Origin of the sequence: Anaerofilum hominis (assembly GCF_014287275.1) — a bacterium.
Lineage (GTDB): Bacteria > Bacillota > Clostridia > Oscillospirales > Ruminococcaceae > Pygmaiobacter > Pygmaiobacter hominis.
Genome location: NZ_JACONZ010000001.1, coordinates 1,056,806 through 1,073,434, shown reverse-complemented (window position 1 = coordinate 1,073,434; position 16,629 = coordinate 1,056,806). Strand labels below are relative to the sequence as shown.

Here is a 16,629-nt window from a genome sequence, read left to right as displayed (position 1 = left end):
CCCCAAAAGGGTCTGGGCCGGGACCCCGCCTGCTGTGTCGGGGCGGGGAAAACGGGACGTGCGCGGGCCCGGTCCTCCCCTGGCCGCAGTGTACCCCTCTCGGTCCGCCGCAGGGCCGGGAGGCAGGTGGGGACGCAGACGGGGACACAGCGCTGCGGGCAGATGCCACAGGCGCGCGCTGCCGCGGGGAGGGGACGGCCCCAAACCTCCGAAGCCCTTTCCGACCGCGGCCCCCAGCCGCTTCCCGCTCGTTGCCCCCCCCTTGGCCGCTTTCCGTTCGCTGCCCCAGACTCTTTCCGCTCGCTGCTTCTCGACTGGGTTCCGCTTGTTGCCCCCGGCCGTTTTCCATTCGCTGCCCCAGCCCTTTCCGCTCGCTGTTCCCGGCCGTTTTTCGCTCGTCGCCCCCCGGCCGTTTTTCGCCCGCTGCCCTCAGCCGCTTTCCGACCGCGGCCCCCCAGCCGCTTCCCAACTGGTTTCCACTCGCTGTCCCCAGCCTTTTTCCGCCCGCTGCTTCCGGCTGGTTTCCGGCCGCGGCCGGGGGGCGCTGCTTGCCCTGAACGGGGAATTTGATCTTTTTGACAAAGATCTCAAAAGAAATTTGTAAAAAAGTTCCTCATCTTCTCGTATTAATGGTTGACAAAAGAAAAAACGATTGTATTATTGTATTATGTTATTAATACATTGATACATAAAGCGAGACCCACACAGAAAGGGGGAGGGGCATTGCCCACACCGATCATTGAAATACGGGATCTGTACAAGATCTACAACCCCGGAGAAAACGAGGTGCGTGCCCTGGACGGCGTCAGCCTGCAGGTGTCCCAGGGGGAGTTCGTGGCCATTGTGGGACATTCGGGCAGCGGCAAATCCACGCTGATGAACATGATCGGCTGCCTGGATGTGCCCACGGCGGGCAGTTACCGGCTGAACGGACAGGATGTGAGCGAGCTGAGCGACAACGAGCTGTCCGAGATCCGCAACCGGGAGATCGGTTTCATCTTTCAAAGTTTTAACCTGATCAAAAACCTCAACGCGCTGGAAAATGTGGAGCTGCCCCTGATCTACCGGGGGCTGCCCGCGGGCAGGCGGCGGGAGCTGGCGGTCAGCGCCCTGGAGCGGGTGGGCCTGGCCGGGCGGATGGACCACCGGCCAAACCAGATGTCCGGCGGCCAGCAGCAGCGGGTGGCGGTGGCGCGGGCCATTGCAGCCCAGCCGCCGCTGATCCTGGCCGATGAGCCCACCGGCAACCTGGATACCAGGGCCGGGGCCCGGGTGTTCGAGATCATCCGCGGGCTGCAGGAAGAGGGCAACACGGTCGTGCTGATCACCCACGACGAGGGGCTGGCGAAAAAGGCCGGGCGCGTTGTGCGCATCACCGACGGCAGGATCGACGACGGGCAGGCGCCCGGGGGAAAGGAGATTTTTTGATGGCAAACGAAAAAAAAGACGGGGGACTGGCCGCGGTGCCGGCCGCCGTGGAAAAGACAGAACTGCTACAGCAGCAGGCGGCCGCCGGGCAGCCGCGCCCCAAAAAGAAGCGCAATGTGAAAAAGATCGTCCTGATCTCAGTGATCGCGGCCGCGGCAGGGCTGTTCGCGGTGAGCAGGGTCGCGGCGATGCTGCGCGGGCCGCTGCCTGTCTACGCCCCCACCCAGACCGTCGCCGCGGGCGACATCACCCAGACCCTGACCACCACCGGCACGCTGATCTCGGGCAGCAGGGTGGCCGTGCTCTCGCCGGTCTCCGCGCCGCTGAGCGAGGTGCTGGTGGAGCAGGGACAGATCGTCCGGGCTGGCGACCCGCTGTTCCGCTTTGACACCACGGCGCTGCAGCGCGCCTACCGGCAGGCGTCGGCGTCTTATGAGAGCGGCCAGCTGCAAAAGGGCGACGCCCTTGCCGCCAGCGATGAGGCGCAGGCGCAGTTCAACGACGCGGCCGCAAACCTCAACAATCTGGCCGTGCAGAAAGACCGCGTCGCGGCCGCGGTGAACAGCCTTTCTTCCCAGTACGGGGCGCTGACAGAAGAGGAAAAGAAAAGCGAGCAGGGGATAGAACTCGGCGCGGCCCTGGACGCGGCCCGGGCGGATCTCGCAAACCAGGAGCAGGCCCTCAGCGCGGCAAAAGCGGCTTACGACGCGGCGCAGAAAGGCGTGCTCTCCGACAGCGGCAGGCGGGAGCTGGAGCTGGCCCAGGTGCCCACGGCAGTCTCGGTAGAGGCGGCCCGGCAGGATCTGAACGCGGCGAAAGCGGGGCTTGACGCCCCCATCGGCGGCGTGGTGACCGGCCTGTCCGCGGTGCAGGGCGGCATGGCGGGGTCCTATACCGCCCTGTGCACGGTGGAGAGCCTGGAGGATGTGGACGTGGACATCGCGCTCTCCCGCTATGATCTGGAGAAAGTGCGGGTCGGGCAGAGCGCGACGGTCGTCACACTGGGGCGCGCCTATACCGGCAAGGTCTCCTCCATCGACGCCATGGCGACTGCAGGCGCGGGCGCCACCGGCACCGCCACCGCTTACGTCCACGCAAAGATCCATCTGGACGCCCCGGACGAAAATTTGAAGCTGGGCCTTGAGGCGAACGTGTCGATCCTCACCGGCGAGGCGAAAAACGTGCTCAGCCTGCCCCTGAGCGCGGTCAACACCGACGTGGACGGCCAGTTCTGCCTGGTGGTGGAAAACGGCGTCGCCGTGCGGCGTGAGGTGACCACCGGCCTGACCTCCGACACTGCCGTCGAGATCACCGGCGGGCTCTCTGCCGGAGACCTAGTGATCACCGACCCGCTGGGCATCAGCGAGGGCATGGCGGTCAGCGGCGACCCCGGGGCTGCGGCGCCTGCGATGGGCGGCGCTGCTGGCGGCGCCATCATGATCGGGTAAGGGGGCGCGCAGATGCGACAGATACGGGAATACGCCGTCATGGCGTTCCGCAATATCATGGGCAGCAAGACCCGCAGCCTGCTGACCATGCTGGGCATCATCATCGGCATCGGCTCGGTGATCATGGTGCTCTGCGTGGGCGGCGGCGGCCAGAAGATGATGAGCGACGAGCTGGGCGCGCTGGCCAGCGGCTCGGTCTATATCAGTGTCGGGGGGATGGACACGACCGAAAGCGACTATTTCAATGACGCGGACGTGGAGGCGATCCAGGGACTGGAGGGCGTGCGGGGCGTGACGATGGCCGGAGGGGCAAGCGGCACGGTGCGCGGCACCAAGGACCCGATCAGCGCCAACATTTCCGCGGGCAACGGGGATACCGCGATGGTCTTTCCCACCAAGCTGCAGGCGGGCCGCTTTTGGGACGCAGGCGATTATGAGGCGGCGCGGCGGGTGGTCACCATCGACTCCGACGGGGCCAAAGCCCTGTTTGGCACCGACAACGTGCTGGGCATGACGGTGGAGCTCACCGTGGGCGGCCGCACCTCCGATTTCACCATCGTGGGCATCAGCGAGAGCCAGGGCGGCTACAGCTACAACGGCAGGGTCACCGCGCAGATGACCGCACCCCTGTCCAGCCTGTCCACCCTCTCGGACGATGTGGGCGAGCCTTATTACCAGATCGCCCTGCTGGCCGAGGACCCGGCGGACAGCGTGCGGCTGGCCCGGCAGGTGGTGGGCCTGCTGGAGGGGCGGCACGGCAATGCGGGGCGCGAGTGTTACAGCATCATGGACGTGAGCCAGTACACCAGCCAGATCAACAGCGTCACCGGCACCTTTACCGGCATCATCGCGGCCATCGCGGGCATCAGCCTGCTGGTGGGGGGCATCGGCGTGATGAATATCATGCTGGTCTCGGTCACAGAGCGCACGCGGGAGATCGGCATCCGCAAGGCGCTGGGGGCCAAGACGGGCAGCATCACCTTCCAGTTCCTCATCGAGGCGGGCACCCTCACCTTGATCGGCGGCCTCATCGGCATCCTGCTGGGGATCTGGGGCGGCAATGCGCTGAGCGGCCTGATGGGGCTGCAGGGCTACGTGGCGCCCTCCACCATCTTCGCCATTGCCCTTTTCTCGGTGGGCATCGGCATCTTTTTCGGCATCTATCCGGCGCGCAAGGCGGCAAAGCTGTCGCCCATCGAGGCACTTCGCACCGAGTGAGCGCTGCATACGGACAGGGGCCCCCGCGGTCAGACTTTTGCTGACCGCGGGGGCCCCTCTGTGTTTTGCAGGCGCGCGGCGTCAGGCGGAAAAGGCGGCCCTCTCGCGCAAAAGCGCCTGCGGGTCCATCCCATAGACCTGCACGATCTCCAGCAGCGGGCTGCGCAGCAGGTCGCGGGGGGTCACCACCGGGCCGCCGGTGGCGTCCAGGTCGTAGCCAAAAGCCCGGTAGGCGGACCAGACCAGATGGGAGCAGTGGGTGGAGCGCACCCCGGCGCCGTCCCCCTTTGGGGGGAAGATGCCCACCGCGATGTTATAGGGGACCCCCAGAAGCGTCCCCCTCGCAGCGGCGGCGACGGCGGCGCGCTCCTCCGCAGGGGTCCCGGCCAGGCGCAGCACGGCAAAGTTGGCGCGCAGGGCCCAGCTCGCTGCGGAACCGATCTCAGCCACGGACATGCCGCAGTCCAGCGTCTCGCCGCGGGCAGCGTCCACCACCAGGCAGGCGTGCCCCTGCCGCCAGCCGAAAAAGTGGGAGGCGGTGGTCACCAGGATGTCTCCGTCCTCCAGCGGCGCCATTTCCACAGCGCTCGCCAGCGTCTCCTGCCGTGTGAGCGGGGTGCCGGCGCCGCACTGCCAGACGGCGGGGGCATAGAGCTGGTCCTGCATCCGCAGCAGGCCGTCGGCGCCGTCCTGCTCCAGCACCGCTTTTGCGCCCGCGGGCCCAAGGCCGGTCTGCAGAAACAGCTCCCGTTCCCCCGCGCCGCTTCTGCCCGCGGGGGCGGGGCCCGCCGGCACGGCGGCAAGGGCGCGCCGCGGGGCCTGCGGCGGGACATGGGCGGTGCGCTCTGCGGCCCGGGTCCACTGCCAGAGGCAGGCCATTGCCAGCAGAGCGGCTGCGGCGGCCCGCCAGGTTTTGATTTTCATTTGAACGCCCTCTTTCCCGGGTACGGGCGGCGGTCCTGCGCGTCCTGCCCGCCCCCCGGCTTATAGTGTGGGCAGACGCGAAGAGATCTATGTGGGCGGCTGCGCCGCAGGGAAAAGGAGCCTGTCTCCTTGACAGGCGGGAGCGGGTGGGTTACACTTAAAAAGTTCTTTTTAGAACTAAATGATGACCGCATCGGACAAGGGGGGCGCAGAGTGAACGAGTGTCATGATCTTCTGCTGCACGGGCAGAAGCTGAAGCGGGCCTATGACGGCATGTTCCGGGGCGTGATGGCGGATCACGGCCTGACCCGCAACGAGGTGGATGTGCTGCTGTTTTTGGCAAACAATCCCGGACACGACACGGCAGGGGAGCTGGTGGAGCTGCGCGGGCTGGCAAAATCCCAGGTCTGCAGATCGGTGGAGGCACTGCAGGCGCGGGGGCTGCTGGTGGGGCGGCAGGACCCCAAAGACCGGCGCAGGGTGCATCTGGCCCTCACCGGCAGTGCGGCCGCCCCGGTGCGGGAGGCGCAGGCGGCCCAGCGCCTTTTCCTCGACCTGCTCTACCAGGGCGTGACCGCGGAGGAGCGTGTCATCCTGGCCAGGGTGTTCGACCGCATTGTAAGAAATATCCGGGAGGTACTGGGGCATGCTGATTGAGCTGGCCGTCTGCATCGCGGCCGGACTGGGGGCGGCGATGGTGGCCGTGCGCTGCTTTTTCTGAGCGCGGGTCCGGCTCGTCCCTTTTGCGCCCGGGCCGCGGCGGGGGCGCGCTTTTGCCGGTGCGCTTCTGCCTGCTGCGGCAGCCCGGGGACCACTGTGAGGCTGCGGCGGGGGCGCGTTTTTGCCCGCTGCGGCAGCGCGGACGGCCCCAAAAGCCTGCGCGCCGGGGCGGCCGGCAGAAAAAAAGACCGGCGTCCCCGCCCCATGGGCGGCGAGACGTCGGTCGCTGAGTCGGCAGGGCGCGGGAAAGGGGGTCAGAACGCCTCCTCCTCGTCGTCCTCATCACCGTAGATCTCAATGTACTGATCCGCGTTTTTACGGCCGAGATAACCCAGCCCGGCGACGGCGGCGAAAAGACCGGCCAACACGAAAAAAAGCTTCAGCAATCCTTTTAACATTCCCCAGATCCCCCATTCCTTTTGATCAAAACGAAAAAATACGCTTATAACAGTAACGAAATTCAATACGGAACTACTACAAATTCTCCAAAGCCTGCGCGGCAGGGCAGCCCCGCTCCCGGCGGAGAGGGGAACGCCGCCCCGAACGCAGCCTCACCGGCGGCGTATTTGTAGACATTGCCGGTAAAAACGCTGCCCGGGCGCAGGCGCACCCCGAACGTTTCCCGCAGGAACGCCTCGTCCAGCAGCACCTCGCAGCCCCAGTAAAACCCCTGTTCGTCCGAGCCGCCGAAGCGCGCCGGCTGCTGCGGCAGGGCCAGCGGCCTCACCTGGAGGTCCGGCCCGCCGCCCTGCTCGCGGTAAAGGGCGCATTCGCTCTCCATCGCGCCGTTGGTGCTGAAAAACAGATACTCCTCGGCCTGCGGGTCCAGGCAGAGGGCGGCGCCGACGCGGCTCTCACGGGGAGGGCGGCGCTCAAAGCTGGTCAGGCTGAACGTCAGCCCTGCGCCGCAGACAAAGGCGCGGAAGTAGGCGTACACGTCGTCCAGCGCGCTGTGTCCGCAGTAATGGGTCACCTTGAGGGCGCTCACCGCGTCCAGGACCAGCGGCGTTTCACTGTAACTGACAAGCATGGACAAAACCGGATCACCTCGCTGAAATGGGCTGTGTGCGGGCCGGAAAGCGCCCCCCGGGCCGCGGGAGAGGGCGGCGGCGCCGCCGCTGTTTTCAGTATACCATATTTCTGAAAAAATTTCTTCAGGAAACACCGCGAAAAACGGGGAAAAGGGCAAACGACGCGCCGGGACGGTTTTTTTTGGAAAAATGTTTTCCCCAAGGGCCGGAAAGCCGCGGTTTACCGGGATTTTCTGATTGTAAATGCGCGGAAAACAAGGTATAATAAGGGCTGGTCTGACCGTCCCCCGGGCGGCAGGCGGCGCCGCGGCGCGCGGCCCCGCGCAGACGAGAGAAAAAGAACAGGAGGGAACGTTCACTTGATAAAAAATGTTTTCAAGCGTGCGGCAAAGGGCGCGCATGTGCCCCATAACAAAAACACGCAGAACACCATGACAGTGGACATGCCGGTGCCGGAAAAGATCCTGCTGCCCATGCAGCAGCACATCGGCGGCACGGCGGTGCCGATGGTAAAAAAAGGCGATCAGGTCTTTGTGGGCACTCTCGTGGGCCGCGCGGAGGGCTATATTTCCGCGCCCATCCACTCGGGCGTGTCCGGCACGGTCACCGATGTGCGCGAGATCCAGATCTCCAGCGGCGCGCGGGTGCCTGCGGTGGAGATCACGGCGGATGGCAGCCAGACCGTCGACCCCGCCATCGCGCCCCCGGCAGTCACCGATTATGAGTCTTTCACCACCGCCATCCGCGCCAGCGGCCTGGTGGGCCTGGGGGGCGCGGGCTTCCCCACCTCGGTCAAGCTGACCATGAAAGACCTTTCGGTCATCGACACCCTGATCATCAACGGCGCAGAGTGCGAGCCCTATATCACCGCCGACAACCGCGAGTTCGTCGAGAATCCCGAGGACGTGATGAGCGGCATCATGGCGGTAAAGAAGTGGCTGGGCGTCAAAAACGTCATCATCGCCATCGAGCGCAACAAGCCCGAGGCCATGGACGTGATGTTCGGCCTCATCAAGGGCGACGCCTCCATCACCGTCAAGCCGCTGCCCAGCGTTTACCCGCAGGGCGCGGAAAAGATCCTCATCGAGAGCTGCACCGGCCGCGAGGTGCCCCGGGGCGGCCTGCCCAGCGACGTGGGCTGCATCGTGATGAACGTGTCCAGCGTGGCCTTTGTCGCGGCCTATCTGCGCACCGGCATGCCGCTGATCTCCCGCCGCCTGACCGTGGACGGCGGCGCGGTGGCCGAGCCCAAAAACGTGCGGGTCATCGTGGGCACCCCCATCGCCGACGTGCTGGCTTTCTGCGGCGGCACCAAGGGCGAGGTGGGCGAGATCATCACCGGCGGCCCGATGATGGGCGTCTCGGTGGTGGACACCGCGTTCCCCATCCTCAAGCAGAACAATGCGGTGCTGGCTTTTCCGCGCTCGGAGGCCGAGCTGCCCCCGGTGCAGGAGTGCATCCACTGCGGCCGCTGCATCGAGGCCTGCCCCATGGGCCTGTCGCCGGTCATCATCGCCAAGGCCTATAACGCCCACGATCTGCCGGGGCTGGACAAGCTGATGGTGGACCTGTGCATGGAGTGCGGCTGCTGCAGCTTTGTCTGCCCGGCAAAGCGCCCGGTCACCGAGACCATGCGCTTTGCCAAGACCATGCTGAAGAAAGGGGCGAAGAAAAAGTGATGGAGCACACGAATATGCTGGTCAAGGCTTCGCCCCATATCCGGGACAACTCCTCGACCCAGAGGATCATGCTGGACGTGATCATCGCGCTCTGCCCGGCCATCCTGGCCAGCGGCATCATCTTCGGCTGGCGGGCGCTGCTGCTCGTCGGCGTCACCGCCGCCGCCAGCGTGGCCTTTGAATATCTGTACTGCTATTTCCTCAAAAAGCCGATCACCATCGGCGATCTGTCCGCCGTGGTCACCGGCATCCTGCTGGCGTTCAACCTGCCCGCCACCATCCCGCTGTGGATCGCCATCCTGGGCAGCTTTGTATCCATCGTCATCGCCAAGCAGCTGTTCGGCGGCCTGGGCCACAACTTTGCCAACCCGGCCATCGTGGGGCGCATCGTGCTGGCCGTCAGCTTTGCGGGCCGCATGACCGCTTATGCCTATCCCGCGGTGCCGGGCGGTGTGGACGCGCTGGCCAGCGCGACCCCGCTGGTGGCCACCAGGCACGCCGACCTGCCGCTGCTGCAGCTCTTTCTGGGCGCGCACGGCGGGGTGCTGGGCGAGACCTGCGCCGCGGCGCTGCTGCTGGGCGGCATTTATCTGGTGGTGCGGCGGGTCATCTCGCCGGCCATCCCGGTGACCTATCTTGCCACCGTGGCCATCGTCAGCCTGCTGGCCGGGCAGGAGCCGCTGGTGCAGCTGCTCTCGGGCGGCCTGCTGCTGGGCGCCATCTTTATGGCCACCGACTACGTCACCTCTCCCTATACCCTGACCGGCAAGATCGTGTACGGCCTCGGCCTTGGCGTCATCACCTGCGCCATCCGCTTTTGGGCGTCCTCCGCCGAGGGCGTGTCCTACGCCATCCTGCTGATGAACCTGCTGGTGCCCTACATCAACGACCTCACCCGCCAGAAACCGCTGGGAGGTGCAAAAAAGAAATGAAAAGCAAAAACAGCACGTTTGAAACGATCGTCCGGCCCATCCTGGTGCTGACGGTGATCTGCATCGTGGTGTCCGGCATGCTGGCCGTCACCAATATGATCACAAAGCCGGTCATCGACCGCAACGCGCAGCGCAAGGCCGACGCGGGCCGCATCGCGCTGCTGCCGCAGGCCGACGCTTTCCAGCAGGTGGAATACAGCGACAGCGTGATCAGCGAGGTCTGGGTCGCCGAAAACGGCGCGGGCTATGTGATCACCGGCTCGGCCAAGGGCTATGGCGGCGATCTGCCCGTCATGGTGGGCATCGGCGCCGACGGCGTCATCACCGCCATCCAGGTGATGGATAACTCCGAGACCCCGGGCGTTGGCAAAAAGACCATGGAACCCGAGTTTACCGATCAGTTCCGGGGCCGGGACGGCTCCGACGGGGTGGCCGCCGTCTCGGGCGCCACCGTCTCATCCACCGCCGTGTTCACGGTGGTGGACGCCGCGATGGCGGCCTATGACACAGTGAAGGGGGCTTAAGCGATGGAAAACGAAAAAAAGAACAGCAAGCTCGCCATCCTCGCCAACGGCCTGCTGAAAGAGAACCCCAGCCTGCGGCTGGTGCTGGGCACCTGCCCCACCCTGGCCGTCACCACGGCGGTCTTCAACAGCCTGGGCATGGGCGTTGCAGCCACCTTTGTGCTGATCTGCTCCAATATCGTGATCTCGGCCTGCCGCAAGGTCATCCCCGACAAGGTGCGCATCCCCGCCTTTATCACCATCATCGCCGGCTTTGTCACCGTCATCCAGATGCTGGTGCAGGCCTTTGCCCAGCCCCTGTACGACGCGCTGGGCGTCTATCTGCCCCTGATCGTGGTCAACTGCATCATCCTGGGCCGCGCCGAGATGTTCGCCAGCAAAAACGGCGTGCTGGACTCGGCGCTGGACGGCCTGGGCATGGGGCTGGGCTTCACCCTGACCCTGGTGCTGATGGGTTTTGTGCGCGAGCTGCTGGGCGCGGGCACCCTGTTCGGCTTCCAGATCCTGCCCGCCGGCATGGAGCCCGTGGCCGTGCTGGCAAGCCCTCCGGGCGGTTTCTTCGTTTTCGGCGTGCTGATGGCCCTTGCCATCCTGCTGGATCAGAAGAGGGGCAAAAAAGTGGACGCGGACCCGGAAAAAATGGGCTGCGCCGGCTGCCCTAACAGCAAAAACTGCAATGGGGAAGGAGAGTGTGAATAATGGCCGCGAAACTTGCGTTCATCTTTTTCAGCATGATCCTGACCAACAATTATGTGCTGGTCAAGTTCCTCGGCATCTGCCCCTTCCTCGGCGTGTCCAAAAAGCTGGATTCCGCGGTGGGGATGTCGGCCGCCGTCACCTTTGTAATGGTGGTGGCCACCCTGGCCACCTGGCCCATCTACACCGGCCTGCTGGAGCCGAACGGCCTGGGCTATCTGCAGACCATCGTCTTTATCCTGGTCATCGCCATCCTGGTCCAGCTGCTGGAAACGGTGATGAAAAAGTTCATGCCGCCGCTGTACAAGGCGCTGGGCATCTATCTGCCCCTCATCACCACCAACTGCACCATCCTGGGCGTCACCATCCTCAATCTGGACAACGGCTACAGCTATCTGGAGAGCATCGTCTGCGCGCTGGGCGCAGGCCTGGGCTTTATGCTGGCCATGGTGCTGTTTTCCGGCGTGCGCAAACGGCTGGAGGACGCCCGTCCCCCCCAATGCTTTGAGGGGCTGCCCATCACGCTGGTCGCGGCCAGCATCGTGTCGCTTTCCTTTACCGGGTTCGGCGGCCTGATCGAGAACATTTTCGGTATGTAAGGGAGGGCTGAGAACATGAGTATTGTATTGGCGATCGCGATCGTTTCGGTGATCGGCCTCGTGGGTGCGGCCATCCTGGTGGCCGCTGCCCGGTATATGGCGGTGGAGGAAGATCCCCGCATCGGGCAGGTCACCGAGGCGCTGCCGGGGGCCAACTGCGGCGCCTGCGGCTATGCCGGCTGTGCGGACTATGCCAAGGCCATCGTGTCCGGCGAGGCCGAGACCGGCCGCTGTGTGCCCGGCGGGCAGAAGTCGGCCGACGCCGTGGCCGCCATCATGGGGGTAGAGGCCGGCAAGGCGGTAAAGATGAAAGCCGTCGTGCTCTGCCAGGGCTCTTACGAGCACACCACCGACAAGTACGACTACCAGGGCGTCCAAAGCTGTGCCGCCTCCGCCGCGCTCTACGGCGGCTCGTCGGCCTGCCCTTACGGCTGCCTGGGCTATGGCGACTGCGTCAAGGTCTGCAAGTTTGACGCCATCCGGGTGGAAAACGGGCTGTCCCGCGTTGACCCGGACAAGTGCACCGGCTGCGGCGAGTGCGCCAAGGCCTGCCCCAAGCACATCATCTCGGTGCGGCCGGTCAGCGCCAACCCCATCGTGCTGTGCGCCAACGAGGACCGCGGAGCCCTGACCCACAAAGAGTGCACGGCAGGCTGCATCGGCTGCATGAAGTGCACCAAGGTCTGCCCGGAAGAGGCCATCACGGTCCAGGACAACCGGGCCCGCATCGACCCCGCCAAATGCATCAGCTGCGGGGCCTGTGTGCTAACCTGCCCGGTGGGGGCCATCGTCTCGTTCGGCTGAGACGCGGCGCAGGCCGCCGGTCCTGCGGGATCGCGCAAGATCACAATGAAAAGGGCCGCCCTTTTGGGCGGCCCTTTTGCTGCGCTTATTTTTCCGGTGCGTTCCATGCCGGCGGCGTCCAGGGGAAGCGCCTGCCGACCTGCGCCTCAAAATCGGCCAGCTGCGCCAGCTGCTCTGCCGCGCGCGGGATCTCCAGTCTGCGGATCAGTTCGCACAGCGCCGCTTTGCCCTCTTCGGCCAGGGCGCGGCGCGCCCCGGCCGAGGGCAGGTCCACAGTGGGCATATGGTCGCCCGGCGCGCCGAAACAGTACCCCGCGCTGCCGCTTTGATAGGCCAGAGAGAACAGCTCCTGGAAAGGGGCGACGGTCGGGGCGGGCGGGGACTCGGACTCCCGGCATCCGGCGCAGAGCGGGACGTCCTCCAGGCGGCCCAGCAGGTCGTAGGCGCCGAGGATCAGCGCGTCAAACCGCCGGTAAAAGGGCTGCTGCGGGGGAAAGAAATCTTTCCCGAGACGCTCCAGCTGGAGCAGCAGGTCCACATAGAGGGCGGGCACGCCCGTCTCGTCGAAAAAGTCCCGCACCATCGGGCTGCAGGTCAGGTACGCGGGCCCGTGCAGGCTGACGTAGATCTGGCGGCGGAAGCCCTGCCGCAGCAGGCTGCGGGCGATGGCTCCCAGATACTCGATGCCCTGGCGGACGCTCACCTGGGTGGTGCCGCGGCCGGTCGCGGTGGCGCCGGCGTAAAAGTAGGGCAGGCCGGACAGGACAAGGCCGTCGCAGGCCTCGGCCATTTTCAGCGCCGCCGCTTCGCTGAGCACGGTCTCACAGTCCAACGGCATGGCGCCGTGCATCTCCACCGTGCCCACGGGTATGATGATGAGGTCGTTCTGCTGCAGATAGGCTTCCACCTCACTGTTGAGCAGGCGGGGCAAAAATCTTGTTCTCAGTTTCATGGCGCGCTCCTTTTCGACAGAACAGAGGAAAGAATACCTCAAGACTACGGGATAAAGCGGGGGAAGTAAAGTGCAAATCTGGCAAAAAAGATGATGGATCCGGCAAAAACGCGCGGGGGCGGCCTGCCGCCCGTTACAACTTGGCAACGGGCCCGCGCTATCCTTGTGGTGGTACAATAGAAAAAAAGCCCCGCGGCGGCCGGGAACACGGCGAGAGGCGCGGGACGGGAGGGGCGGAATGGAGATGGCGAAGATCTTGATCGCAGAGGATGAAAGACCGATCCGGGAGCTGATCCGCCGCAATCTGTTGCTGGTAGGGCACAGCTGCTGCGAAGCGGAGGATGGGCCGCAGGCGCAGGCGCTGGCAGAGGCTGGGCGTTTCGACCTTGCTCTGCTGGATGTGATGCTGCCGGGCCTGGACGGTTTTGAGGTCAAACGGCTGCTGCCGCCGGACTTGCCGGTGATCTTTGTCACTGCAAGGACAGGCCTTTCCAGCCGTCTTCAGGGGCTGGGCCTCGGCGCCGATGACTATATCCTGAAACCGTTTGAGATTTTAGAGCTGCTGGCCCGTGTGGAGGCAGTGCTGCGCCGCACGGGCGCCGGGGACCGGATGGTGGAGGCGGGCGGCTGCCGGGTCGACTTGGCACAGCGCCGCGTGACGAGGGAAGGGGTCGAGATCCCCCTCAAGCCGCAGGAATACGCCCTGCTCGAGGTGCTGGTGCGCAACCGCAACCTGGCCCTTAGCCGGGAAAAACTGCTGGAGCTGGCCTGGGGCTATGATTACGAGGGGGATACCCGCACCGTGGATGTACATGTGCAGCGGCTGCGCAAAAAATTGGGGCTGGAAAAAGAGCTGCAGACCGTTTACAAGCTGGGCTACCGTTTGAGCACCAGATGAGAAAAGGGAGCGGAGGGAGAAAATGGAGCGGCGGCGGAAGAAAACGGACGTCGACCGTCCTGCCGAAGGCAGGGCGCCAAGGACGGCAAGGCTCTCCTTTTGGCAAAAGATCTATCTGTGCACTCTTGCGCTGTTTTTGTTCTGCCTGAATGCGGGAGTTTTCGCGGTGGCTGCGGTGGGGCAGAGCAGCAGCTTTGAGGCGGAGCGGGAGCGGCTGCTCACCCGTCAGCACTTCATCGCCGAAACGCTGGCCCAGGACATGGCGGCGGTGGAGGCGCGCAGGCCGGGCGCCCTGCCCGCCCTGGCACAGGATTATGCGCTGAGCTATGGGGGATCCGGCGCATGGCTGAAGGTCACCCGGGGCGGGAGCACCCTTGCGGACCGTCTGCCTGCGCCGGATGACGCTGCTGCCCTGCCGGAAGCGGAACAGGAGGGGACAAGGGTATGGGAAGTGCTGCCGGCCGGCGGTCGCAGGGTGCTGTATGTGTCCGCTCTGCTGCCCGGGCAGGGGGAGAGGACGGCCCTGACCTGTGCCTTTGACATGGAGCAGTTTTTCGCTGCGTGGGGGCGCACGGCCAGAGCTTTTCAGGGCATTGCGCTGGCCGCCTCGGCCATGCTGGCGGTTGGGCTGCATTTTGCGCTGAGAGGGCTTGGCCGCCCGCTGGCAAGGCTGGCAGAGGCGGCGCAAGCGATCGGGGACGGGGATTATACCATCCGTGCCCGGGAGGACGGACAGGATGAGATCGGGCAGCTGGCCCGCGCTTTCAATGAAATGGCACGCCGCACCGGCGAGACGGTGGAGGGGCTGGCCGAGGCCGCAAGGGAAAAGCAGCGTTTCGCGGACAACTTGGCCCATGAACTGCGCACGCCCCTCACCGCGATCGGCGGCTATGCCGAGTATATCGCCCGGGCGGAACTCTGCGGGGAGGAAAGGGCACAGGCGGCGCAGATCATCCAGGAGGAGACCCGGCGGCTGAGCTCGATGAGCGAGAGGCTGCTCACCATGGCCAGCCTGCGGGAGGGAAAGCTGCACGCCGAATCAGTGGACCTGGCACAGGCGGCACACGCGGCCCTGAGAGCAGTGCGCCCCCAGGCGGCGTCCCGCCGGGTGCAGATCACGGCAGAGCGGGTGGAACCATTCTGGATAAAAGGGGACCGGGACTTGCTGGTAAGCCTGGCGGTGAATCTGATGGACAACGCGGTAAAGGCGAGCGGAGAGGGGGGCCAGGTGACGCTGTCCCTTCTGCGCGATAGCGGCGGAGCTCTGCTGACGGTGGAGGACAGGGGGACCGGTATGGACAGCCAGACCCTGTCCCGGCTGGGGGAACCCTTTTACCGGGCAGATAACTCCCGCAGCAGGGCGCAGGGGGGCACCGGGCTGGGGGTGGCCTTTTGCTTTGCGGTCACACAGGCGCACGGGGCGTCTTTGAGCTTTGATTCTCAGCCTGGGCATGGGACCCGGGCGGTGGTGCGCTTCCCGGCGTGCGGGAACGGGCAGACCGGGGAGGGGACGCATGCGGGTCCGCGCAAAGAGAAAGAGAAAACAGACGGGGGCGGGTGACGGACGGCACGGGGACAGTCTTTTTCGTGTTGCAAAAGTCGCCGCCGGGAGAAAGCGGCGATGAAAAATGGGAGGCGAATGTTTACAGGCCGGAGATAACTTCATGGCCCCGCCGCAACATCGATGCGGGATACTGGGGTCAGGAAAAGGAGGCTGCCGAAGATGAAGAAAAAAGGCAGAGAGTTGGACAAAAAACGTGCGGGAGCGCTGCGGACCGTGGGGGCGGCAGCCCTGATGATCGCCGCCGGGGCGATGATCCTGCACGGCTGTACGGCGCAAAGCGGAGAAGCGCTTCGCGGCGGGGACAGCGATCCCCTCCGCGTCATCCCCGCGGCAGACGAGGTGATGGGGGTCGCGGAGAATGGAACGCTGTACGACTATTTCTGGGCCGGAGAGATAGAAGAGCAGAAGTTGATGGAAGAATATGAAAAGAAATGGGACGAACTTCTGGAGGGATACCGCCGGAATGGAGCGGATGGGCAAACCATAGAGAAAAAACGGGATGAATATTTATTGGAAATGGATCGGGCGAAAAAAGAATTGCAAAGGATCAAAAAGCTTGATCCTGTTGTTTCTGCCCAGGAGGCAGCCAACACGGCGGGGATGCTGTTTGAAAGTGTTTACGGTTTTAAGATGGATGGAAGATCGCTCTTCCTCGACTGCACAGAGGCAAACGGCGGGGAGGAGAATGGGAGGAAGCGCCTGATATGGCAGGTGCAGGGCAACAGTGAGGAAGGGGTGGGTTTCTGCACAATCGATGCGACGACAGGAAGGATGAACCGCTGCAGCTATGCGCCCTCCGGGCGGGAGATCGAAAACTGTACCAGTGAAGAGCTTTTGCCGGTGATCAGGGAATACAGCGAAGAGGGAAGAACGCTTTATGCCTATGATCCCACGCACCCGCAATGGTCTGATTTCGCAGAAGAAAAACGGGAACAGATCCGGGTGTTCCTAGAGCAGGCCGGACTGGACAAAAACGGTGCAGTAGAGGCGATCCAACTTAAAGAGGGGGAAGCAGGGCAGCTTCGATTCACGATAGAGTTTGAGGGAGGCGAAAAAGCGCAGATCGGTTTTTTTCTGCGGCCCTGGTATGTCAGCGATTGGGGAGAGTATCCGGGAAAAGCGATGGAGTACAGCGCACAGTGAAAAGGACGGGGCGGTCGGGGCAAAGTCCCGGCCGGTTGCAGGATATGGCCTGACAGGCCTGCCCAGCGG

General features: G+C 64.7%; 17 protein-coding genes. 13 read left to right on the top strand and 4 right to left on the bottom strand.

Annotated features, from left to right (window positions below; all coding sequences use genetic code 11):
• Positions 1 to 723: 723 nt before the first annotated feature.
• From H8S23_RS04670 to H8S23_RS04660, 3 genes are read left to right on the top strand one after another with little or no spacing between them, the layout of a single operon-like run.
• Positions 724 to 1,428 carry an ABC transporter ATP-binding protein gene (locus H8S23_RS04670; protein WP_186887118.1) on the top strand — a complete coding sequence of 235 codons (705 nt, stop codon included), beginning with the start codon at positions 724 to 726 and terminating at the stop codon, positions 1,426 to 1,428.
• Positions 1,428 to 2,876: an efflux RND transporter periplasmic adaptor subunit gene (locus H8S23_RS04665; RefSeq protein ID WP_186887117.1), complete on the top strand. Its 1,449-nt coding sequence runs from the start codon at positions 1,428 to 1,430 to the stop codon at positions 2,874 to 2,876. The genes H8S23_RS04670 and H8S23_RS04665 overlap by 1 nt, the downstream gene beginning before the upstream one ends.
• 12 nt (positions 2,877 to 2,888) lie before the next feature.
• Positions 2,889 to 4,094: an ABC transporter permease gene (locus H8S23_RS04660; RefSeq protein ID WP_186887116.1), complete on the top strand. Its 1,206-nt coding sequence runs from the start codon at positions 2,889 to 2,891 to the stop codon at positions 4,092 to 4,094.
• Positions 4,095 to 4,175: 81 nt separating this feature from the next.
• Here the strand turns inward: H8S23_RS04660 and H8S23_RS04655 are convergent, their stop codons facing one another.
• Complete coding sequence (locus tag H8S23_RS04655) at positions 4,176 to 5,018, bottom strand: hypothetical protein (RefSeq protein ID WP_186887115.1); 843 nt, start codon at positions 5,016 to 5,018, stop codon at positions 4,176 to 4,178.
• Between the two features lie 213 nt (positions 5,019 to 5,231).
• On the opposite strand from H8S23_RS04655, the gene H8S23_RS04650 reads away from it, so the two are divergent.
• Complete coding sequence (locus tag H8S23_RS04650) at positions 5,232 to 5,675, top strand: MarR family transcriptional regulator (protein ID WP_186887114.1); 444 nt, start codon at positions 5,232 to 5,234, stop codon at positions 5,673 to 5,675.
• Positions 5,676 to 5,992: 317 nt separating this feature from the next.
• Here the strand turns inward: H8S23_RS04650 and H8S23_RS04645 are convergent, their stop codons facing one another.
• Positions 5,993 to 6,136 (bottom strand): hypothetical protein, encoded by a 144-nt coding sequence (locus tag H8S23_RS04645; RefSeq protein WP_186887113.1) that lies wholly within the window; start codon positions 6,134 to 6,136, stop codon positions 5,993 to 5,995.
• A gap of 62 nt (positions 6,137 to 6,198) precedes the next feature.
• Entirely contained in the window at positions 6,199 to 6,774 is a 576-nt protein-coding gene (locus H8S23_RS04640; protein ID WP_186887112.1) for a hypothetical protein, read from the bottom strand.
• 354 nt (positions 6,775 to 7,128) lie between these two features.
• Between H8S23_RS04640 and rsxC the strand changes: the two genes are divergently transcribed.
• From rsxC to H8S23_RS04610, 6 genes are read left to right on the top strand one after another with little or no spacing between them, the layout of a single operon-like run.
• The gene (gene rsxC / locus H8S23_RS04635; protein ID WP_243165834.1) at positions 7,129 to 8,448 is read left to right on the top strand and encodes an electron transport complex subunit RsxC; all 1,320 of its coding nucleotides are present in this window, start codon (positions 7,129 to 7,131) and stop codon (positions 8,446 to 8,448) included.
• The gene (locus tag H8S23_RS04630; protein ID WP_186887111.1) at positions 8,448 to 9,380 is read left to right on the top strand and encodes an RnfABCDGE type electron transport complex subunit D; all 933 of its coding nucleotides are present in this window, start codon (positions 8,448 to 8,450) and stop codon (positions 9,378 to 9,380) included. Before rsxC ends, H8S23_RS04630 begins: the two co-directional genes overlap by 1 nt.
• Entirely contained in the window at positions 9,377 to 9,904 is a 528-nt protein-coding gene (locus tag H8S23_RS04625) for an RnfABCDGE type electron transport complex subunit G (protein ID WP_186887110.1), read from the top strand. Before H8S23_RS04630 ends, H8S23_RS04625 begins: the two co-directional genes overlap by 4 nt.
• A 3-nt stretch (positions 9,905 to 9,907) precedes the next feature.
• Positions 9,908 to 10,603, top strand: coding sequence for an electron transport complex subunit RsxE (gene rsxE / locus H8S23_RS04620; protein ID WP_186887109.1), 696 nt, complete (start codon positions 9,908 to 9,910; stop codon positions 10,601 to 10,603).
• On the top strand, positions 10,603 to 11,199 hold the full coding sequence (locus tag H8S23_RS04615) for an electron transport complex protein RnfA (protein WP_186887108.1): 597 nt from the start codon (positions 10,603 to 10,605) through the stop codon (positions 11,197 to 11,199). The genes rsxE and H8S23_RS04615 overlap by 1 nt, the downstream gene beginning before the upstream one ends.
• A 15-nt stretch (positions 11,200 to 11,214) precedes the next feature.
• A complete protein-coding gene (locus tag H8S23_RS04610; RefSeq protein WP_186887107.1) occupies positions 11,215 to 12,003 on the top strand; it encodes an RnfABCDGE type electron transport complex subunit B in 789 nt (262 codons plus the stop codon).
• Positions 12,004 to 12,088: 85 nt separating this feature from the next.
• Here the strand turns inward: H8S23_RS04610 and H8S23_RS04605 are convergent, their stop codons facing one another.
• A complete protein-coding gene (locus H8S23_RS04605; protein ID WP_341479890.1) occupies positions 12,089 to 12,955 on the bottom strand; it encodes a creatininase family protein in 867 nt (288 codons plus the stop codon).
• Positions 12,956 to 13,199: 244 nt separating this feature from the next.
• Between H8S23_RS04605 and H8S23_RS04600 the strand changes: the two genes are divergently transcribed.
• The 3 genes from H8S23_RS04600 (at position 13,200) to H8S23_RS04590 (ending at position 16,560) form a co-directional block, all read left to right on the top strand.
• The gene (locus H8S23_RS04600; RefSeq protein WP_186887249.1) at positions 13,200 to 13,853 is read left to right on the top strand and encodes a response regulator transcription factor; all 654 of its coding nucleotides are present in this window, start codon (positions 13,200 to 13,202) and stop codon (positions 13,851 to 13,853) included.
• Between the two features lie 22 nt (positions 13,854 to 13,875).
• On the top strand, positions 13,876 to 15,414 hold the full coding sequence (locus H8S23_RS04595; RefSeq protein ID WP_186887106.1) for a sensor histidine kinase: 1,539 nt from the start codon (positions 13,876 to 13,878) through the stop codon (positions 15,412 to 15,414).
• Positions 15,415 to 15,576: 162 nt separating this feature from the next.
• Complete coding sequence (locus H8S23_RS04590; protein ID WP_186887105.1) at positions 15,577 to 16,560, top strand: hypothetical protein; 984 nt, start codon at positions 15,577 to 15,579, stop codon at positions 16,558 to 16,560.
• Positions 16,561 to 16,629 lie beyond the last annotated feature (69 nt).